The sequence below is a fragment of the Streptomyces sp. HNM0574 genome (assembly GCF_012726235.1).
Taxonomy (GTDB): domain Bacteria; phylum Actinomycetota; class Actinomycetes; order Streptomycetales; family Streptomycetaceae; genus Streptomyces.
This window is the reverse complement of record NZ_JAASAH010000014.1, coordinates 53,147-72,654: the sequence shown is the minus strand read 5'-3', so window position 1 is coordinate 72,654 and position 19,508 is coordinate 53,147. Positions and strand designations below refer to the sequence as shown.

General features: G+C 74.9%; 17 protein-coding genes. 3 read left to right on the top strand and 14 right to left on the bottom strand.

Features of this window, described 5'->3' with window-relative positions; all coding sequences use genetic code 11:
• The first annotated feature begins 261 nt into the window (after window positions 1-261).
• Window positions 262-990, top strand: coding sequence for a GntR family transcriptional regulator (locus tag HCC30_RS21845; RefSeq protein ID WP_169444338.1), 729 nt, complete (start codon window positions 262-264; stop codon window positions 988-990).
• Between the two features lie 160 nt (window positions 991-1,150).
• Here HCC30_RS21845 and HCC30_RS21840 read toward each other — a convergent pair whose 3' ends face one another.
• The 8 genes from HCC30_RS21840 to HCC30_RS21805 form a co-directional block, all read right to left on the bottom strand.
• Window positions 1,151-2,326, bottom strand: coding sequence for an ROK family transcriptional regulator (locus tag HCC30_RS21840; protein ID WP_169444337.1), 1,176 nt, complete (start codon window positions 2,324-2,326; stop codon window positions 1,151-1,153).
• A 108-nt stretch (window positions 2,327-2,434) separates the two neighbouring features.
• On the bottom strand, window positions 2,435-2,926 hold the full coding sequence (mug, locus tag HCC30_RS21835; protein ID WP_346776748.1) for a G/U mismatch-specific DNA glycosylase: 492 nt from the start codon (window positions 2,924-2,926) through the stop codon (window positions 2,435-2,437).
• A 56-nt stretch (window positions 2,927-2,982) separates the two neighbouring features.
• Window positions 2,983-4,413, bottom strand: coding sequence for an adenylosuccinate lyase (gene purB, locus HCC30_RS21830; RefSeq protein WP_346776747.1), 1,431 nt, complete (start codon window positions 4,411-4,413; stop codon window positions 2,983-2,985).
• Window positions 4,414-4,445: 32 nt separating this feature from the next.
• Window positions 4,446-5,267 carry an SGNH/GDSL hydrolase family protein gene (locus HCC30_RS21825; protein WP_346776746.1) on the bottom strand — a complete coding sequence of 274 codons (822 nt, stop codon included), beginning with the start codon at window positions 5,265-5,267 and terminating at the stop codon, window positions 4,446-4,448.
• A 132-nt stretch (window positions 5,268-5,399) separates the two neighbouring features.
• On the bottom strand, window positions 5,400-6,419 hold the full coding sequence (locus HCC30_RS21820) for a hemolysin family protein (RefSeq protein WP_169444336.1): 1,020 nt from the start codon (window positions 6,417-6,419) through the stop codon (window positions 5,400-5,402).
• Window positions 6,416-7,762, bottom strand: a complete 1,347-nt coding sequence (locus HCC30_RS21815) for a hemolysin family protein (RefSeq protein ID WP_169444335.1) — start codon at window positions 7,760-7,762, stop codon at window positions 6,416-6,418. The genes HCC30_RS21820 and HCC30_RS21815 overlap by 4 nt, the downstream gene beginning before the upstream one ends.
• 203 nt (window positions 7,763-7,965) lie before the next feature.
• Complete coding sequence (locus HCC30_RS21810; RefSeq protein WP_169444334.1) at window positions 7,966-8,394, bottom strand: GNAT family N-acetyltransferase; 429 nt, start codon at window positions 8,392-8,394, stop codon at window positions 7,966-7,968.
• A 95-nt stretch (window positions 8,395-8,489) separates the two neighbouring features.
• On the bottom strand, window positions 8,490-9,404 hold the full coding sequence (locus HCC30_RS21805; RefSeq protein ID WP_169444333.1) for a TIGR03621 family F420-dependent LLM class oxidoreductase: 915 nt from the start codon (window positions 9,402-9,404) through the stop codon (window positions 8,490-8,492).
• 385 nt (window positions 9,405-9,789) lie between these two features.
• Here HCC30_RS21805 and HCC30_RS21800 point away from each other — a divergent pair, with 385 nt between their 5' ends.
• On the top strand, window positions 9,790-11,241 hold the full coding sequence (locus tag HCC30_RS21800) for an aldehyde dehydrogenase family protein (RefSeq protein WP_206324157.1): 1,452 nt from the start codon (window positions 9,790-9,792) through the stop codon (window positions 11,239-11,241).
• Window positions 11,242-11,342: 101 nt separating this feature from the next.
• On the opposite strand, the gene HCC30_RS21795 is transcribed toward HCC30_RS21800, so the two are convergent.
• From HCC30_RS21795 to phnA, 3 genes are all read right to left on the bottom strand, one after another.
• Window positions 11,343-12,476, bottom strand: a complete 1,134-nt coding sequence (locus tag HCC30_RS21795) for a TIGR03364 family FAD-dependent oxidoreductase (protein ID WP_169444332.1) — start codon at window positions 12,474-12,476, stop codon at window positions 11,343-11,345.
• A 90-nt stretch (window positions 12,477-12,566) separates the two neighbouring features.
• Complete coding sequence (locus tag HCC30_RS21790; protein ID WP_346776745.1) at window positions 12,567-13,841, bottom strand: MFS transporter; 1,275 nt, start codon at window positions 13,839-13,841, stop codon at window positions 12,567-12,569.
• Between the two features lie 212 nt (window positions 13,842-14,053).
• Window positions 14,054-15,340, bottom strand: coding sequence for a phosphonoacetate hydrolase (phnA, locus tag HCC30_RS21785; RefSeq protein WP_169444330.1), 1,287 nt, complete (start codon window positions 15,338-15,340; stop codon window positions 14,054-14,056).
• A 204-nt stretch (window positions 15,341-15,544) separates the two neighbouring features.
• On the opposite strand from phnA, the gene HCC30_RS21780 reads away from it, so the two are divergent.
• A complete protein-coding gene (locus HCC30_RS21780) occupies window positions 15,545-16,501 on the top strand; it encodes a LysR family transcriptional regulator (RefSeq protein WP_169444329.1) in 957 nt (318 codons plus the stop codon).
• A 121-nt stretch (window positions 16,502-16,622) separates the two neighbouring features.
• Here HCC30_RS21780 and HCC30_RS21775 read toward each other — a convergent pair whose 3' ends face one another.
• From HCC30_RS21775 to HCC30_RS21765, 3 genes are all read right to left on the bottom strand, one after another.
• The gene (locus HCC30_RS21775; protein WP_169444328.1) at window positions 16,623-17,318 is read right to left on the bottom strand and encodes a class I SAM-dependent methyltransferase; all 696 of its coding nucleotides are present in this window, start codon (window positions 17,316-17,318) and stop codon (window positions 16,623-16,625) included.
• Between the two features lie 142 nt (window positions 17,319-17,460).
• Window positions 17,461-18,177, bottom strand: a complete 717-nt coding sequence (gene bioD, locus HCC30_RS21770) for a dethiobiotin synthase (RefSeq protein WP_346776744.1) — start codon at window positions 18,175-18,177, stop codon at window positions 17,461-17,463.
• A gap of 5 nt (window positions 18,178-18,182) precedes the next feature.
• Window positions 18,183-19,475: an adenosylmethionine--8-amino-7-oxononanoate transaminase gene (locus HCC30_RS21765; protein ID WP_169444428.1), complete on the bottom strand. Its 1,293-nt coding sequence runs from the start codon at window positions 19,473-19,475 to the stop codon at window positions 18,183-18,185.
• Between the last annotated feature and the right edge of the window lie 33 nt (window positions 19,476-19,508).

The window sequence follows — 19,508 nt, the reverse complement described above, 5'->3', positions numbered from 1 at the left end:
TGTCGTCGCGCCCGGCTGGTGATCTTGGCACGGCGGGGGTGTGCGGCCACCGGCCGTCTCGCGCATTGGTCTTGACCAAGGCAGAGGGCGGTCCTAGGGTCGCAGGCATACGCAAGAACCTTTAAGAAAGAACCATGCGGGAAGCGGCGGCCTGAACAGGGGCCCGCCGCAGCGGAATCGGGCCGGTGCCGACCGGGAGACGACGGCCGGTGCCCGGCACGGCAAGGAACCGGTCGGCACACGGCGAACGCGGAGGCAAGGGTGGGGACCACGCAGCTGGAGACGGTGCCGGAGCCCAAGTACTGGCACCTCAAGACCGTCCTGTCCGACGCGCTGGACTCGGAGTTCGCGGTCGGGGAGATCCTGCCGAACGAGCGGGAGCTGGCCGCGCGCTTCGGCGTCGCCCGCGCCACGCTCCGGCAGGCCCTGGAGCAACTGGAGCTGGAGGGACGCCTCCAGCGGCGGCGCGGCGTGGGCACCACCGTCGCCCCGCCCCGCTTCGGCGTCGGCATCGGCCCCGCGGGCGAGGGCCCGTTCGCGGACGCCGAGGGCGGCTGGCAGACCGAGGGCGGCGGCGAGACGGTGCCGCCCGCCGCGGTGGCCCGGCTGCTGGAAACCCCGGCCGGCGCCCGGGTGTTCGCCCTGCGCCGCACCCGCGTCACCCACGGCCAGCCCGTCGCCACGGAGCTGCTGTACGTCCCCGAGCAGGCCGTCCCCGAGGAGACCCCGGAGGGCGACGAGGCCGCGCGGCGCGTCCTCGCCGCGCTGGGCCGGCTCGGGCTGGAGAGCCAGGAGCGCTCGGTGGAGCTCGGCTCGGTGCGCGCCGAGGACGCCCGCCGCCTCGACCGGCTGCCCGGCGCCCCCGTCCTCGTCGTCACCACCCGCTACGCGGCGCAGGACGGCCCCGCCGTCGTCGCCGTCTCCACCTACCGGGCCGACACCTGCCGCCTCACCTTCGCCGACAGCGGCGCCGAGGCCCTCGCCGGCTGAGCAACGGCCCCTTCCGCGCCGCCTGTTGGGGTCGGGGGCGCCCGCGCCGATGACGCGGGCCGGCCCGTCGGCGTGCGCCGCGGCCTCCGTCGTGACCTTCCGCGGCGTCCGGTGCTCGGGGCTCGGTGAGGGCCACCGTGCCCGGCCCACAGCGGCAGATCTAGCCGTCCGCGGCGTCCTCGAGGCTGAAGAGGTCGGCCTCCACATGATCCAGCGCGAGCCGCAGCGCGCCCGTCGCCACCGCCGTCTCGCCCAGCACGGACAGCTCGACGCGCGGCGGACGCAGGCAGTAGCGCTCCAACTCCCGCCGCAGCGGGGCCAGTACGTCGTCCAGCCCCGAGGCCCAGCCGCCCACGACGACGAGTTCCGGGTCCAGCGCCAGCGCCAGCGCGCCCACGTCGTGCGCGAGCCGCCGCTGGAAGCGGGCCATTGCCCGCCGCGCCTGCCCGTCGCCCGCGCGGGCCTGCGCGAACACCCGGGCCACCGCCGCCTCGTCGAGCGGCGGCAGCGGCTCGTCCGTCGTCGACAGCAGCCGCTCCGGGGTCGCCTCCCGGCCCAGCAGGTGCAGCGCGCCGATCTCGCCCGCCGCGCCGCCGAACCCGCGGTGCAGCCGGCCGCCGATCAGCGACCCGGCGCCGGGGGAGAGGCCGACCAGCACCATCACCACGTCCCGGACGCCCTCGGCCGCGCCCTGCCAGTGCTCCGCCAGGACGGCCGCGTTGGCGTCGTTCTCCACCAGGACGGGGCAGTGGAAGGAGCGCCGCAGCCGTTCGCCGAGCGGTAGCCCCGTCCAGCCGGGCAGCGCCGTACCCAGGACGACGGACCCGTCGGCCCGGACGATGCCCGGGGTGCCCACGCCGACGGCGCGCAGCGTGCTCCGGGAGACGCCGGTACGGCGCAGCAGTTCGGCGACGGTGGTGCGGGTGCGCTCCAACCGCTCGGCGGCTCCCACCCGTTCGCCGGTCTCGCGGGAGTGCGTGCCCACCGTCGTGCCCGTGAGGTCGGCGAGGGTGGCGGCCACCCGGTGCGGGCCGATCTCCAGGCCCAGCAGGTGCCCGGCCTCGGCGCGGAAGCGGAAGCGGCGCGCGGGGCGGCCGCGGCGGACCACCGTACCGTCCTGGCCCTCGTCGGCGACGGCGACCAGGCCCGCCTCGCCCAGCCCCTCGACCACGCCCTCGACGGTGGGCCGGGACAGGCCCGTGGCGCGCACGAGTTCGGTCAGCGTGAGCGCTTCCCCGTGCCGGGGCGGCGGCCCGGCGGAGCGCAGGGCCCGCAGGACGACGGCGGAGTTGATGCGCCGCAGCAGTGACGGGTCCCCGCCGGTGAGCCTCGCCACGTCCGCCTCCGCCTCCCTGTGCCTGCGCGTGTGCGGATGGTATCGGCTGCCCCCGCGCGCTGCGAGGGTCCGCGGGGTACCTCCCGGGGAACGCCGGAGGGCTTCCGCTCAGGCGCCTTCCGCGTCCTCGCGCAGCGCGCGGAACGCGTCGGCCATCGTCGCCACGCTCCAATGCGCGTTCAGCCCGCTCGGGTTGGGCAGCACCCACACCCGCGACGGGCCCAGCATCCGCTCCTGCGGGCCGACTTGAGCCTTCCGCTCGCCGAAGGCCGTGCGGTACGCGGTGACGCCGACGACCGCCAGCACCCGCGGACGCAGCCGCTCCACCTTCCCGGTCAGAATCCGGCCGCCCTCGCGGTACTCCTCGGCGTCCAGCTCGTCGGCCCGCGCCGTGGCCCGCGCGACGACGTTGGTGATGCCCAGCCCGTACCGCAGCAGCTCCCGCTCCTCCTCGGGCGCGAGCTGCCGGGGCGTGAAGCCGGAGCGGTGCAGCACCGGCCAGAAGCGGTTGCCGGGGCGGGCGAAGTGGTGGCCCGTGGCCGCGGACATCAGCCCCGGGTTGATGCCGCAGAACAGCACGCGGAGGCCGTCCGCGACCACATCGGGAACGAGGCGGTCGCGGGCGGCCTCCAGCTCGCTCGCGGTGAAGCGCGGTGTCAGAGGATCGCTCCCGGCGCGTAACCGGCCGCCTGCGGGTGCTCCTTCACGATCTCCTCGACCCGCCCGGCGACGGCGCCGACCTGCGCGGCGGCGGCACCGGTGAAGGACAGCCGGTCGGCCATCAGCGCGTCCAGCCGGCCGCGCTCCAGCGGAATCCGCTCGTCCTGCGCCAGCCGGTCCAGCAGCTCGTTGTGCGCCGCGCCCTCGCGCAGCGCCAGCGCGGAGGCGACGGCGTGCTCCTTGATGACCTCGTGCGCCAGCTCGCGGCCGACACCGGCGCGGACGGAGGCCATCAGCACCTTCGTCGTCGCGAGGAACGGCAGGTACCGGTCCAGCTCCCGCTCGACGACGGCGGGGAAGGCGCCGAACTCGTCCAGCACCGTCAGGAAGGTCTCGATCAGCCCGTCGAAGGCGAAGAACGCGTCCGGCAGCGCGACGCGGCGGACCACGGAGCAGGAGACGTCGCCCTCGTTCCACTGGTCGCCGGAGAGCTCGCCCGCCATCGACGCGTAGCCGCGGAGGATCACCATCAGGCCGTTGACGCGCTCGCAGGAGCGGGTGTTCATCTTGTGCGGCATCGCGGAGGAGCCGACCTGGCCCTCCTTGAAGCCCTCCGTGACCAGCTCCTGGCCGGCCATCAGCCGGATCGTCTTCGCCAGCGACGAGGGCGCGGCCGCCAGCTGCACCAGCGCGCTCACCGCGTCGTAGTCCAGCGAGCGCGGGTAGACCTGGCCGACGGAGGTGAACGCCTCCCGGAATCCGAGGTGTTCGGCGACCCGCTGCTCCAGCTCGGCCAGCTTGTCCTGGTCGCCGCCGAGGAGGTCGAGCATGTCCTGCGCGGTGCCGACGGGGCCCTTGATGCCGCGCAGCGGGTAGCGCGAGAGCAGGTCCTCCAGGCGCCGGTAGGCGACGAGCAGTTCGTCGGCGGCCGTCGCGAAGCGCTTGCCCAGCGTCGTCGCCTGCGCCGCGACGTTGTGCGAACGCCCGGCCATCACCAGCTCGGCGTGCTCACCGGCCAGCTTGCCCAGCCGCGCGAGCAGCGCCACCGTACGGTCCCTGGCCAGCAGCAGGGACTGGCGGATCTGCAGCTGCTCGACGTTCTCCGTCAGGTCCCGGGAGGTCATGCCCTTGTGCACGTGCTCGTGCCCGGCCAGCGCGTTGAACTCCTCGATCCGCGCCTTCACATCGTGCCGGGTGACCTTCTCGCGCTCGGCGATCGAGGCCAGGTCGACGTCCCCGAGCACCCGCTCGTAGTCGGCGACGGCCTGCTCGGGCACCTCGATGCCCAGGTCGCGCTGGGCCTTGAGGACGGCCAGCCACAGCTGCCGCTCCAGCACCACCTTGTGTTCGGGGGACCACAGCCGGGCCAGATCGGCGGAGGCGTAGCGGTGGGCGAGGACGTTCGGAATGCGCGGCGCTTCAGTCACGCGGCCGATTCTACGGGGTGCGTGTGCCGCCGTTACGGGGAGTCCTCGCAGGCCAGCGGTGCCAGCTCGGGGCGCTTCGGGGCGCGTCCGTCGCCGGAGGAACGGCCCGTCAGCCGCCGCCCCACCCAGGGCACCAGGTGCTCGCGTGCGAACCGCAGGTCCGCGATCCGCCGCCGGGCCCACGGCGCGGGGACGGGCGGCGGGAGCGGGGCCCGCCAGTCCGACTCGGGCGGCAGGCCCAGCCCCTGCCACACCGCCTCGGCCACGCGCGCGTGGCCCTCGCGGGTCAGGTGCAGCCGGTCGTCGGCCCACAGCCGGGGGTCGCCGAGGACCGGGGCGCCGAGCAGGTCCACCACGGTGGCGCCGTGCCGTGCGGCCAGCTCGTCGATGAACGTGCACAGCTGGTCGAGGCGGGGGCGGTAGCGCTCCATCACCGGGCCCGAGCGGCCCGGGCTGCGCATCAGCACCAGCCGTCCGCAGTGCGGGGCCAGTTTCTCCACCGACTCCTCCAGCAGGCCGAACACCCGCCCGAGGTCGCACTTGGGGCGGAGGGTGTCGTTCAGCCCGCCGACGAGGGTCACCAGGTCGGCGTGCATCCCGGCGGCGCGGTCGACCTGCTCGGCCGCGATCTGGCCGATCAGCTTGCCGCGCACGGCGAGGTTCGCGTACCGGAACGCGGCGGGGGCCTCGGCGCCGTCGTCCGGGACGGCGGCACGGGCGGCGAGGCGGGCCGCGAGGACGTCGGCCCAGCCGCGGTAGGTGCCGTCCGGGAGGCGGTCGGACATGCCTTCGGTGAAGGAGTCGCCGAGGGCGACGAAGCTGCTGACGCGGGGGCTGAGGGATGCGCTGTCCACGACCGGCAAGCCTAACCGGTTGCCCGGGGCACCGACTCGGGCCCGGCCCCTCCGGCTCCCCGGCGGACGACGGAACGACGGAGGGCGCGGCACCAGGACGAACCCGCCGCCGCGCCCTCCGGGCCCCGCGCGTCAGGCGGCGGGCTGGGTGCCCACCAGTTCGCGCAGCACGTCCTCCATCGTCACCACGCCCACGGCCCGCCGGTCCGCGCCGATCACCGCGGCCAGGTGCGTACGGCTGGAGCGCATCGCGGCCAGCACGTCGTCCAGCGGCATCGACGCCTGGACCAGCGCGATCGGCCGCATCGCGGACTGCGGGAACGGCTCGTCCCGGGGCGAGGCGTCCAGCGCGTCCTTGACGTGCAGATAGCCCACGGCCCGCCCGCTGGAGTCGACGACGGGGAAGCGGGAGAAGCCCGAACGGGCCGACATCTGCTCCAGCTCCTCGGGCGTCACCCCGAGCCGCGCCGAGACCACCCGCTCCGTCGGCCTGGCGACCTCGCCGACCGGACGGGTGCCCAGCTCCAGCGCGTCCCGCAGCCGGGCCGTCGAGCGGTCGTCGAGCAGGCCCGCCTGGCGCGAGTCGGCCACCATCTGGGCCAGCTCGTCGTCCGAGAACGCGGCCTCGACCTCGTCCTTCGGCTCCACCCGCAGCAGCTTCAGCAGGCTGTTCGCGAAGGCGTTGATCGTGAAGATCACCGGGCGCAGCGCGCGCGAGAGCTTCACCAGCGGCGGGCCCAGCAGCAGCGCGGTGCGCTCCGGCTCGGCCAGCGCGATGTTCTTCGGGACCATCTCGCCCAGCAGCATGTGCAGGTACGTCGCGAGGGTCAGCGCGATCACGAACGACACCGGGTGCGTCAGCCCGTCCGGCATGCCCACCGCGTGGAAGACCGGCTCCAGCAGATGCGCGATCGCGGGCTCGGCGACCACACCCAGCACCAGGGTGCACAGGGTGATGCCCAGCTGCGCCGCCGCCATCAGCTGCGACACGTGCTCCAGGCCCCACACCACCGTGCGGGCCCGCTTGTTGCCCTCGTCCGCGTGCGGCTCGATCTGGCTGCGCCGGACCGAGATCAGCGCGAACTCGGCGCCGACGAAGAAGGCGTTGACGACCAGCGTCAACAGTCCGATCAGCAACTGGACCGCGGTCATCGCCCGGCCTCCTCGTCGTCCTGGTCATCGGCGGCGGGCAGCGGTGCGAGCAGGCGCACCCGCGCGGCCCGCCGGCCGCGCGCGTCCGTCACCGTCAGTTCCCAGCCCGTCACCGTCACCGTGTCCCCCTCCGCGGGGATCCGGCCCAGCTCGGTGGCGACCAGGCCGGCCAGCGTCTCGTACGGGCCCTCCGGTACGCGCAGGCCGATGGTCTGCAGCTGGTCGGCGCGGGCCGCGCCGTCGGCGTCGAAGACCCGGCGGCCCTCGGCGTCCTCGCCCGCGGGGGCCAGGTCCGGGGTCTCCAGCGGGTCGTGCTCGTCGCGGACCTCGCCCACGACCTCCTCGATGATGTCCTCCAGGGTCACCACACCGGCCGTGCCGCCGTACTCGTCGATGACGACCGCGATGCTGCGGTCGCCGCCCGGCATCCGGTCCAGCAGCTTGTCCACGGTGAGCGACTCGGGCACCAGCAGCGGCTCCCGCATCAGCTCCGTGACGGGCTTGCGCAGCCGCTGCTCGGCCGGGACCGCCAGCACGTCCTTGATCCGCACGATGCCCGCGACCGAGTCCAGGCCGCCGCGCACCACGGGGAAGCGGGAGAGGCCGGTGGCCCGGGTCGCGTTCGCCACGTCCTCGGCCGTGGCCTGCACGTCGAGGGAGGTGACCTGGACGCGGGGCGTCATCACGTTCTCCGCCGTCAGCTCGGCCAGGTGCAGGGTGCGCACGAACAGCTCGGCCGTGTCGACCTCCAGCGCGCCCTCCTTCGCCGAGTGCCGGGCCAGCGCCACCAGCTCCTGCGGCGAACGGGCCGAGGCCAGCTCCTCGGTGGGCTCCATGCCCATCCGGTGCAGGAGCCGGTTCGCGGTGTTGTTCAGGTGCTTGATCAGCGGCCGGAAGACGGTGCTGAACGCGCGCTGCGGCGTCGCGATCCGCTTGGCCATCGGCAGCGGGCGGGAGATCGCCCAGTTCTTCGGGACCAGCTCGCCGACCACCATCAGCACGACGGTGGAGACCGCCGTGCCCAGGACCAGCGCGATCGAGGACGAGGCCGACGCGGGAACGCCGACGGCCTCCAGCGGGCCCTTGATCAGCTTCGCGACCGAGGGCTCGGCGAGCATGCCGACGACGAGGTTGGTGACGGTGATGCCGAGCTGCGCACCCGAGAGCTGGAAGGTGAGCGAGCGGACCGCCGCGAGGGCGCTGCTCGCGCCGCGCTCGCCGCGCTGCACCGCCCGCTCCAGGTCGGCCCGCTCCACGGTCGTCAGCGAGAACTCGGCCGCGACGAACGCGCCGCACGCCAGCGACAGGAGAAGCGCCACGAGAAGGAGAAGCACCTCGGTCATCGGTTCACCTCCGTCCCATCGTCGGGCAGGGGGGAGGGGATCGCTCGATGTGTGCTACTGAGAGGGTCGCCCATGGGCGGACGCTCACGACCTTTCGAGGACGCTGCGGATATGGAGCTGTCCATCGTAAAGGACGGGCAAAAGCCGCGGTCGCGCAGGAGTGCGACGCCGGTCACAGGCGACCGGGTACGGGGCGCCCCGGCTCAGTCCCGGGCCAGCGGCTTGACCCAGCGCCGCCAGTGGTCCTCGCGGTGGTAGCCGGCCGCGGCCCAGGTGTGGTGGGCCGGCTCGTTGGCCTCCAGCACCATGGCGTCGGCCCGCCGTCCGCCGAGGGCGAGGAAGCGCTCCTCGGCGGCCTCCATCAGCGCCGCGGCGATGCCCTGCCGGCGGCAGCCGGGGCGCACGGCCAGCCGGTAGGCGGAGCACCGCCAGCCGTCGAAGCCCGCGATGACCGTCCCCACGAGACGCCCGTCGCGCTCCGCGAGGAGCAGCGCCTCCGGGTCCCGGGCGAGGAGCCGGGCCACCCCGTCCCGGTCGTCACTGATGCTCGTCCCCTCCGCCGCCTCGCGCCAGAACCGCAGCACGGCGTCGATGTCGGAGGGGCGGGCGTACCGGACGTGAAGATCGCTCATGGGGCGAGCCAAGCAGAGAACGGGCCGGGACGGCGAGGGTTTCCACTGGCCGGACCTGCCCCAAGTCCCCGGCGTACGGGGCCAGTCGGCGCCGCTCACCCCCTCCGCAGCTCCCGGACGACCTCGCCGAAGGGTTCCAGGAAGGGTTCCAGGACGGTGATGTAGGAGAAGCCGAAGCGTTCGCGGAAGACGTGCAGTTGGTGGGCGACCTCGTGCGGGGTGCCCGCCAGGAGTGCCGGGTGCTCCAGCAGGTCCTGCTCGGTCAGTGCGGGGGCGTACGGGAGCAGCGCGGCGGCCGCGGCCCGGCGGTCGTCGGTGAGGACCACCCGCTGCACCAGGTGGTTCAGCTCGGCCGGTTCCGTGCGGTCCGCCCGGGCGGCCTCGAACGCGCGGTAGGCGGTGACGCGTTGCTCCAGCTCGGCGGGGGAGAGCAGCTGGAGTTCGCCCTGCGGCCCGTCCGGCGCCTGCCGAGCGCCGGTGAACGCGGCGACCGCGGCGCGCTCGGCCGCCAGCCGCAGCACCCGGTCCCCGTTGCCGCCCACCAGCAGCGGGACGCGGCGCTGCGCCGGGCGCGGCTCGTGGTCCGGGTCGGCCAGCAGGCGCGCCACCTCCCGCACGGTGTGCTCCAGGTGCGCGGCCCGCTGCCCCGGGGTGCCGAACGGCAGGCCGGCGGTGTCGTGTTCGGCCTGCACGTACCCCGCGCCGAGGCCCAGCTCCAGCCGTCCGCCGGTCAGCAGGTCGCAGGTGGCGGCCTCGCGGGCCAGCAGGGCCGGGTTCCAGAAGCCCGCGTTCAGCACGAAGGTGCCCACCCGGACGCGTTCCGTCGCGGCGGCCGCCGCCACCAGGGCGGGGAACGGCGCGGGGGCGCCGAGGTGGTCGGGCACGTGCACGGTGTCGTAGCCGAGCTCCTCGGCCCGGCGGCAGAGCGCCTGCCACCGGGGTCCCGGAGCGGCGGTGGTCAGGTTGACGCCGAAGCGGAATGGGCGGTTCCCCGCCGTGGCCTGGTACATGGCGGCTCCTCGGGTGCGGGTTCCTGGGGGCGTGCCGGTACGTACGCGCCTGCCGGTACGCCGTCACGGTAGCCGCACGCCCGCCCGCACCGGACCGGCTCCGCGCGGATTCGGCCGAGGGCAGAGCGGCGGTGTCCGCGGCACCGTCCATAGCCGCTCGCTATGCCCCGCATTCGTGATTGACGGATGGTCACGGCCCCCGGCCTGGGCGAACCTGGCCGCGACCCAGGAGCACCGGAGGAAGGACGGCGGCAGCATGGCCCGCATCCAGGAACACCCGCGTGTGACGGCACCCCACAAGGACGCGGCCGGGACCCGGCCCGCGACGGAGGACGACCCGCCCGTGGCGGGAGACCATCCGCCCGTGGCTGGAGACCATCCGCCCGTGGCGGAGCGATACCTGCTCAACCTCGTCGACGGCGACTGGTGCCCCGCCGAGTCCGGACAGACCCGGGTGAACGAGAACCCGGCCGATCCGGCCGACCGGATCGGGGAGTTCACCGAGTCCGGCGGCGTCGACACCGACCGCGCCGTCGACGCGGCGGCCCGCGCCTTCCCCGCCTGGCACGCCCTCGGCCCCGTCGCCCGCGCCGAACGCCTCGCCGCCGCCTCGGAACTCCTCGGCCGCCGCGCCGAGCTGTTCGCCCGCGCCATCACCCGCGAACAGGGCAAGCTGCTGCGGGAGGCGCGCGCCGAGGTCCAACGCGCCCGCTCCGTCCTCGACTTCACCCTCGGGCAGGCCAGGACGCTCGGCGGGGTCACCGCGCCCGCCGAGGAGGAACGCGTCTTCGCCTGCACCTTCCGCCGCCCCCTCGGCGTCGTCGGGCTGATCTCGCCGTGGAACTTCCCGCTCGCCATCCCGATGTGGAAGGTCGCCCCCGCGCTGCTCTCCGGATGCACCGCGGTGCTCAAACCGTCCCCGCTCACCCCGCTCACCGCGGCCCTGCTCACCGAGCTGTTCCACGAGGCGGGCGTCGGCGACGGCGTGCTCAACCTCGTCCAGGGCGACGCGGCGGCGGGCCAGGCCCTGGTCGACAACCCGGCCGTACGGGGCGTCAGCTTCACCGGCTCCCTCGCCGTCGGCACCGCCATCCAGACCGGGGGAGCGGCCCGGCTGCTGCGCACCCAGCTCGAACTCGGCGGCAAGAACGCCGTGGTGGTCCTCGACGACGCCGACCTGGACCGCGCCGTCGACGCCGTCGTGCAGGGCGCGTTCGGCCAGGCGGGCCAGCGGTGCAGCGCCACCAGCAGGGCCGTCGTCGACGTCCGGGTACGGGACGAGTTCCTCGACCGGCTGGTGCGCCGGGTCACCGCGCTGCGCGTCGGCCCCGGCGACGACCCGGAGTCCCAGGTCGGCCCGCTGGTCAGCGCCGCCCGCGCCGAAGCGGCCCTGGACGCGGTGGCCGCGGCCCGCCGGGCCGGCGGCACCGTGCTGTGCGGCGGCGGCCCCGAGCGGCGGCCCGGCCTGCCGGAGGGCGCCTACGTACGGCCCACCGTCGTGCGGGACGTCGCCAGGGACAGCGCGCTCGCGCAGGAGGAGGTGTTCGGCCCCGTCCTCGCCGTCCTCGACGCGGACGGCTTCGACGACGCCGTCGAGGTCGCCAACTCCGTCCGGTACGGCATGTCCGGCACCGTCTTCACGGCCTCCCAGTCCCGCGCCTTCGAGGCCGTCGAACGGCTGGAGGCGGGCATGCTGCACGTCAACCGGCCGGGGACCGGCGCCTACGCGCACCTGCCGCACGTGGGCACCAAGGCGTCCCAGTTCGGGCCGCCCGAGTGCTCCCCGCAGGTCTGGGACTTCTACACCGAGTGGCGCTCCGCCTGCATCGGCTACTGAGACACCGCAGGGGCCCCGTCCGGACACCTCCGGGCGGGGCCCCGCTCGTGCAACGGCCGGTGGCACCGGGGGAGTTGGTCCCCCGGCGCCACCGGCCGGGTTCAGCGGTCGAGGACCTCCTCCGCCAGGCCGAACGAGAGGGTCATGCCCGCGCCGCCGACGCCGTTCACCACCGTCACACCCGGCTCCGGCTCCACCACCAGTTCCGTCCGGCCGTCCGGCAGCGACGGGTAGTAGCCCGTCCAGCGTTCGGTGACGGAGGGGTCCGGGAGCCGGGCGAAGCCGTGCAGGTAGCCGAGGATCGCCGCGTTGATCTCCTCGCTCTCGAACGGGTCGTGCGTCGACGCGTACGCGTGGCTGTCGCCGATCGTCAGCCGCCCGTCCGCCGTCTGCGACAGCAGGACGTGGATGCCGTGGTCCCGGTGGAACGGCAGCTCGGCGCGCATCCGCCGCTCCAGCGCCGCCCGCGAGGCGCACTCCTCGAAGGCCGCGTAGTGCAGCAGCGTCAGCCCGCCGCACAGCATCGGGCCCAGCTGCCAGCCGCCCGGCTGCACGCCCGTACGCAGCATCTGCAGCTTGCAGCGGACCAGGCCGCTGTCGGCGAACACCTCCGGGTAGAGCGTGGCGAAGTCGTTCCCGCTGCACACCACGACCCGCTCGGCACGCCACTCCCCGGCGGTCGTCGACACCCGCGGCAGCTCGACACCCCGCACCGAGGTCCCGAACTCGATGCGTACGCCGTACTCCTCGGCCAGGTGCGCGGCCACCGCCGGGATCGCCCGGCGCGGGTCGACGTTGAGCTCCGTCGGGCTCCACATCGCGCCGAGCAGCCCCTCCTCCCGCACCGCGTGGCTGCGCCGCGCCGCCTCCCGGGCGCCGGTCATCCGGGTGCCCCGGTCCCGCGCCTCGGGCGTGCCGGCCACGAACTCCTCCAGCACGGCGAGCTCGTCGGGCCGGTGCGCGAGGTGCAGCGAACCGGCGGGCTCGGCCCACAGGCCCGTCTTCGCCGCGATCTCGCCCCAGATCTCCCGGCTGCGCAGGGCCCGTTGGTAGGTGGCGCCGCGCCGCTGGCCGATCGCCCAGATCATCCCGAAGTTGCGGATCGAGGCCCCGGCCGCGAAGTCGTCCCTCTCGAAGAGGACCACGCGGTCACCCCGCCGTGCCGCGGCCAGCGCGTGCGCGAGCCCGACGATGCCTCCGCCGACGACCGCCGTGTCGGCCTGCTTGAGCGTCATGAGATGTCTCCCCTCTGCCCGACGTGCCCTTGCCCGGCTCGGTCGCGCCGGGACGCCTCTGCCCCCGATGGCGCCGGTACGGTCCCGGCCTCAACTGCCCTGCGACGGCTGCGGATCGGCCGCGCGCGGGCGACGGTTCCAGTGCGGGAGGAGCAGCGCCCCGGCGACGAAGGCCGCCGCGGCGAAGCCGTAGAACAGCGCGGTGCCGGACAGGAATCCGGGCAGCAGCCCGCCGAGCACGGCCCCGAGGGAGCCGCAGCCGTTGACCACCCCGGCCGCCGTGCCCGCACCGTCCTCGGTGCCGAAGTCCACCGCGGCGACGCAGGAGATCATCGCGTCGGCCGCGTACACCGTCAGCCCGACCGCGCCCAGCACCGCGATCATCACGGGCACGCTCCCGGCCGCCGTCAGCGGCGTGAACAGCGCCATCACCAGCGTCAGCAGCCCCAGCGCCACCACGCACGGCGGGACCCGGCGCGAGCCGCAGACGGTGTCGGAGATCCAGCCGATGACGACCGGCGCCACCACGCCCGCGATCCCGAACGCGACCGGCACCAGCGTCGCCCCGACCTTGTCGATCTCGGGGAGCCGCCGGCTGACGATCACCGGGCCCCACAGCAGGATCGCGTAACGGGCCGGCTTCAGCAGGAAGTACGCGGCGCCCAGCGTCCGCACCATCGGGTCCCGCAGCGTCGCCCGGTACACCCCGGTCCGGGTCCGCGCCGTGCCGCCGCCCGTCTCCGGCGCGGCCTCCCGGCGGGGCTCCGGCACCGTGAGCCCCGCGTGCCGCGGGCTGTCCCGCTGGAAGAGCAGGAACAGCACCAGCACGACCGCCAGCGTCGCCGCGCCCGCGAAGAACGCCGCCTGCCACGCGTCGAACACGGCGTACGCCCACCAGCCGAGGAACGGGGGAGCGACGAGCCCGCCGAAGGCGTAGTTCGTGCTCCACACCCCGAGCACCCGCCCCCGCTCCCGCACCGGGAAGAAGCTGCTCATGTTCTTGCACAGCGGCGCCCAACCGGCCGACTGGGCCAGGCCCTGGAGCACCATCGCCACCCCGAAGACCGGCAGCGCGGCGGACGCGCCCATGGCCACCGAGGCCACGATCGCCCCCGCCATGCCGCCCGCCACCACGACCCGCGGCCCGAACCGGTCGGCCCACATGCCCCACACGAACTGGCCCACCGCGTACGCCAGCAGATACACCGCGTCGACGACGCCGAGCACCCGCTCGGTCAGCTGCGCCCCCGCCGCCGGGTCCTCCAGGATGCCCAGCTTCGCCACCGAGAACGCCTGGCGCGCGAAGTAGAACCCTGCGTACGCCACCCACGTCACGGCGAAGATCTGCCAGCGCCAGCGTGCCACCCCCCGCCAGGCCCCCGTACGCTCCAGCGCCGCGCGGGTGGTCAGCGGCCCCCCGGCCGTTCCGGGCGGTTCCCCCCGTCTTTCGGGTTCCTCCGGCTGTCGCTGTGGTGCGAGATCGGCCATGGCGTGTCCCGTCGTCGGTGGTGGTTCTCTCCTGTGGGGGGTCGTCTGCGGAGGTGCTGAGGTGCCGAGGTGCCGAGGTGGGTCCGGGGTCAGTCCCCGGCGGGTGCGGCCGCGAGGGCCGTGGCCAGCCAGTAGCTGTCGAAGTTGCGCAGCCGGTGCCCGGCGGGCAGCCAACGGCCCGGCGCCACCGGCACGTTGACCAGGAACGGCACCCGCTGCTCGGAGAGCCCGCCGTGCGAGCGCAGCGGCTCGGTGAAGCCGGAGATGTCGTGCCGCTCCGGCGAGGTGCCCAGCACGGTGTTCCGCTCCGCGACGACCACCAGCTCACCGATCCGGTCGCCCGGCAGCTCGAACCGCGCGCACGCCTCGTCCCGCGTCAGCACCTCCAGCACCCCCTCGGTGGCGGCCAGCCCGGCGGCCACCGCCGCGAGGTCCGTACCGTCCGGCAGGTGCACCGTCGCGTACGAGCCCAGCGCCCCGTGGTGCACCGTGTACGGGTCGGTGATCGGCAGCACGACCCGGGCGCGCGGGCCCCCGGCGGAGCCGAGCCGCGCGTCCAGCACGTCCTGGAGGAAGACCACCCGGGCCTCGCCCGCGCCGTCGCTCTTGGCGTTCATGCCGTGGTCCGCCGTCACCACCAGCACCGCGCCCAGCGCGTCGATCCGCTCGAACCAGTGGTCCAGCATCGCGTAGAACGCGTTGGCCACCGGCGAGCCCGGCGCGTGCTTGTGCTGGATGTAGTCCGTGAGCGACAGGTACGTCAACTCCGGGCGCTCCGACTCCAGTACGGACACCCCGGCCGCCATCACCAGCTCGCTCAGCTCCGCGCTGTACACCGACGGCTGGTCCATGCCCACCCGTTCGAGCACCTTGCCGATGCCGTTCTCCTCCTCGGTGGCCTCACCGGCCTTCTCCGCCGAGAAGCAGATGCCGCCCTTCAGGCCACGCCCGAGCAGCCGCCGCAGCTTGTCCTTCGCGGTGACGACGGCGACCCGTGCGCCCTGCTGCGAGAACCGCGCGAACAGGGTGTCCGCACGCAGCAGTTCCGGATCGTTCATCATCACCTCGGCGTCCGAGGCCGGGTCGTAGAAGTAGTTGCCGCAGATGCCGTGCACGGAGGGCGGCGCCCCCGTCGCGATCGACAGGTTGTTGGGGTTGGTGAACGAGGGCATCGCGCAGTCGGCGCGCAGGTCGGCGCCGCGCTCCAGCATCCGCTCCAGGAACGGCATCCGGCCGTCGGCGACGGCCCGTTCGTGGTACGCCGCCTCGCTCCCGTCCACACAGACCACCACCACGGGGCGGTCCGGCCACGGGTAGCGGCGCCCGTTGACCTCCAGCGGTCCGCGCCGTCCGTCTGCCGTCTGCGTTCGCGTCATCCGACCCTCCACCCGGTGTCCGTCAGCGGTGCCGGCGGTGTGTGCCGCACCGGGACATGAGTAGCACCGCGCCGAGGGGCCGCAGAACCACCGGCGTCGCTATACCGCCCATAGCCACAAGCGGCCCGCACCGGCCCCTCCCGGCCAGGGCGTCGGCCGGATACGCTCGCCCCGGCACCGGGCGGTCTCGTGGGCGGGAGGGCCGTGGAACTCAACCTCCACCGACTGTGGATCTTCATGCAGGTCGTCGAGCACCAGGGCTTCTCCGCGGCGGCGCAGAAGCTGTACATGAGCCAGCCCTCGGTCTCCAACCAGGTGCGCAGGCTGGAGCAGTCGCTCCGCGTCCCGCTCATCGACCGCTCCGGGGTACGGGCCAGGGCCACGGCCGAGGGGGAGGTCCTCGCGAGCTACGGCAAGCGGGTCTTCCTGCTCGCGGACGAGGCCGTCGCCGCCGTACGGCAGGTCAGCGGGCTCGTCACCGGCAGGCTGCTGGTCGGCGGCTCCACCACCGTCGGCACCTACCTGCTGCCGGCGCTGCTCGCCCGCTACCGCGAGGCGCATCCCGGCATCGACTGCGACATCTTCGTCGGCAACAACGAGGCCGTGCGGGAACGGCTGTTGAGCGGCGGCATCGGCGTCGCCGTCGTCGCCGGGGCCCCGCACGCCACCCAGCTGCACACCGAGCACGTGCTCGACGAACGGCTCGTCCTCGTCGCCCCCGCCGGGCACCCCCTCGCGCGGGACCCGGAGACGGACGGCCCCGTCACCCCCGCCGAACTCGACGGCGCCCGCTTCCTGTTGCGCGAACCCGGCTCGCAGACCCGCGAGCTCCAGGAACAGGTCCTCGCCGACTGGGGCCTGCGCACCGCCTCACGGGGCGACGTGTGGGGCCCCGAGGCGCTCAAGCGCTGCGTCGCCGCCGGCCTCGGCCTCACCCTCGTCTCCGAACACGCCGTCGCCGAGGACCTCGCCCACGGCTCCCTCACCGTGCTGCCCGTCGAACCCGCACCACGCCCCCGCCCCGTCAGCCTCGTCCGCCGCCGCGACCGCCTCCTCTCCCCAGCCGAATCCGCCTTCACCACCCTCCTCCGATCCCACCCCACCTGGCCCACCCCAGAAAGGGGGAACGACGCGAACAACCAGGACGCACCCGCACTTTGAGGACGGCCGCAAGGCCATGAAGGGGCGCGGGGAACGGCGCGAACAACCCCCACGCACCCGCACCCTGACGACGGACGCCAAGACCCAAAGGGGGCGCACGGCGCAAACCCCCGAGAACGGCCTACCCCCGCCGCGCACTCCCCAGCACATGAAACGAGTAGGGCAACGCCGGCCCCCGAGCCGGCACCAGCACACGCCGGAACCCCGAAACCTCGAACCCCGCCCCCCGGATCTCGGACAACGGCGCCCGCGCCGTATGACACCCCCCGAACAACCGCGGCCACACCGTACGGTCCAGCCCCCGCTGCACAGCGGACATCACCGGCCGCCCCTCGGCCACCCCGTGCTCGTAGAACCGCAGTTCGCCCCCGGGACGCAGCACCCGGTGCAGCTCCGACAGCGCCCGCCGCACGTCCCCGACCGAGCACAGCACCAGCGCGCACACCGCCGCGTCGAACGACTCGCTCTTCACCGGCAGCGCCTCGGCCGTACCCGGCACCACGTCCACCGGCACCCCCGCCTGCACCGCCTCCTCGGCCGCCAACCGCCGCATGTGCGGCTCGGGTTCGATGGCCACGACCTCGGAGACGGTGTGCGGGTAGCGGGCGAAGTTCAGCCCGTTGCCGGCGCCGAGCTCCAGCACCCGCCCGGACAGTCCGGCGAGCAGCTCGTCCCGGTGCTCGCCCACCCCGGCGCGGGTGTCGCTGACCCGGCTGAGCCGCGCGTAGAAGCGTGCGAACAGCGGGTGCCGCACGGTCGAGTACCGCGGCGGGCCGCCGCCCCGTCCACCGTCGGGAGCGTTGCTGGGTACGGGCATGGCCGGTTCCTCCCCGTCGACGTCGTCCGGTGCGCGGGCGGACGGCGCCGAACGGTCCGCCCGGTGCCCGATTCTCCCCGTATCGGGGCCGCGTGACGCCCGAACGCGCGGAACCACCCGGACGAGCAGCCCCGCCGGGAGCTCAGGGCTCCCGGCGCCCGCCCAGCCGCGGGTCCAGCCAACCCGGCGCCGCCGCGCGGAAGTCGGCCGGGTCCAGCCCGCCCGCGCCCTCCGGCAGCACCCCGAGCAGCGGCGCGCCCGCGACGTCCGCGAGCTCCCCGAGATTGCAGCGCGTCGCCAGGTCGGGCCGCGCGGGCAGGCTCCCGACGACCACGCCCGCCGCGTGCAGACCGCGGGCCCGCAGCGCCTCGGCCGTCAGCGCCGTCGCGTTGAGCGTGCCGAGGCCCGGGGCCGCGACCACCAGCACCGGCGCCGCCAGCAGCCCGGCCGCGTCGGCCAGCGTCCCGCCCTCCGCGTCGAACCGGACGAGCAGCCCGCCGGCGCCCTCCACGAGCACCAGGTCGTGCCGCGCCGCCAGCTTCGCCGCCTCCTCCGCGACCCGCGCGGGCCCCACGCAGGGCAGGCCCGCGCGGCGCGCGGCGGTCGCGGGCGCCAACGGCTCGGGGTAGCGGGCCAGTTCGGCGCCCGTCACCGCGCCGGCGGCCCGGTCCTGGGGACCGGCCGCGAGCCGCAGCACCTCGGCCACGTCGCCCGGCTCCTCCTCGGCCACGCCCGTCTGCGCGGGCTTGAGGACGGCGACGGAACGGCCCGCGGCGAGCGCGGCGGCGGTCAGCGCCGCCGTCGTCACCGTCTTGCCGATCTCCGTCCCCGTGCCGGTGACGACCAGTACCTCGCCCACGGCGCTCACCCCTCCTCGGCCGCGGCACGCAGGGCCGCGCAGATCAGTGCCACGTCGTCGTCACCGGTGACGTACGGCGGCATCGCGTACACCGTGTCGCGGAACGGGCGCAGCCACACGCCCGTCCGCACCGAGGCGCGGGTCGCGGCGGCCATGTCGACCGGGCGGTCGAGCTGCACCACGCCGATCGCGCCGAGCACCCGCACGTCCGTGACCCCGGGGATGTCCTCGGCGCCCGCCAGCCCCGCGCGCAGCCCGCGCTCGATGCGGGCGACCTCGCCGGCCCAGTCCTGCCCGAGCAGCAGCCCGAGCGAGGCGTCGGCGACGGCGCAGGTCAGCGGGTTGCCCATGAACGTCGGCCCGTGCGCCAGCACCGGCACCTCGCCCCGCGAGATGCCCTCGGCGACGCGCGGGGTGCACAGCGTCGCCGCCAGCGTCAGGTACCCGCCGGTGAGGGCCTTGCCGACGCACAGCACGTCCGGCGTGACCCGCGCGTGGTCGGCCGCGAACAGCGCCCCCGTACGGCCGAAACCGGTCGCGATCTCGTCCAGCACCAGCAGCACGTCGTGCGCGTCGCACGCCTCGCGCAGTGCCCGCACGTACGCGGGGGAGTGGAAGCGCATCCCGCCCGCGCCCTGCACCACCGGCTCGACGATCACGGCGGCGAGCTCGTCCGCGTGCCGGGCGACCGTCTCGTGCAGGTGCCGTACGTACGCCTCGTCCGGCCCGTCGTCGAAGCCGGGCGGCGGCGCGTCCGCGAAGACCTGACGCGGCAGCACCCCCGACCACAGCTCGTGCATGCCGCCCTCGGGGTCGCACACCGACATCGGCTGCCAGGTGTCGCCGTGGTAGCCGCCGCGCCAGGTCAGCAGCCGCCGCTTGGCCGGCCTGCCCAGCGAACGCCAGTACTGCAGGCACATCTTGACCGCGACCTCGACCGAGACCGAACCGGAGTCGGCCAGGAACACATGCTCCAGATCGCCCGGCGCGACGGCCGCCAGCCGCTGCGCCAGCCGCACGGCGGGCTCGTGCGTGAGCCCGCCGAACATCACATGGCTGACCTGCTCCAGCTGCGTCCGCGCCGCCTCGTCCAGCACCGGGTGCCGGTAGCCGTGGATCGCGGACCACCAGGAGGACATCCCGTCCACCAGCTCGCGCTGCCCGTACGCCTCCTCGGCCAGCCGCAGCCGCACCCCGGAGGCCGACTCCACGACCAGCGGCGCCTCCCGGCCCGGCATCGGACCGTACGGGTGCCACACGTGCTGCCGGTCCAGCGCCAGCAGTTCGTCCGGCTTCATCGGCACCTCGGCGCCGGGCAGCGCCCGCGCCGC

Excerpts from the sequence above, each read along its gene's own strand:
- HCC30_RS21820 (WP_169444336.1), bottom strand. The coding sequence starts at position 6,419 with ATGACCGCGGTCCAGTTGCTGATCGGACTGTTGACGCTGGTCGTCAAC.
- HCC30_RS21815 (WP_169444335.1), bottom strand. The coding sequence starts at position 7,762 with ATGACCGAGGTGCTTCTCCTTCTCGTGGCGCTTCTCCTGTCGCTGGCG.
- HCC30_RS21810 (WP_169444334.1), bottom strand. The coding sequence starts at position 8,394 with ATGAGCGATCTTCACGTCCGGTACGCCCGCCCCTCCGACATCGACGCC.
- HCC30_RS21805 (WP_169444333.1), bottom strand. The coding sequence starts at position 9,404 with ATGTACCAGGCCACGGCGGGGAACCGCCCATTCCGCTTCGGCGTCAAC.
- HCC30_RS21795 (WP_169444332.1), bottom strand. The coding sequence starts at position 12,476 with ATGACGCTCAAGCAGGCCGACACGGCGGTCGTCGGCGGAGGCATCGTC.
- phnA (WP_169444330.1), bottom strand. The coding sequence starts at position 15,340 with ATGACGCGAACGCAGACGGCAGACGGACGGCGCGGACCGCTGGAGGTC.
- HCC30_RS21775 (WP_169444328.1), bottom strand. The coding sequence starts at position 17,318 with ATGCCCGTACCCAGCAACGCTCCCGACGGTGGACGGGGCGGCGGCCCG.
- HCC30_RS21765 (WP_169444428.1), bottom strand. The coding sequence starts at position 19,475 with ATGAAGCCGGACGAACTGCTGGCGCTGGACCGGCAGCACGTGTGGCAC.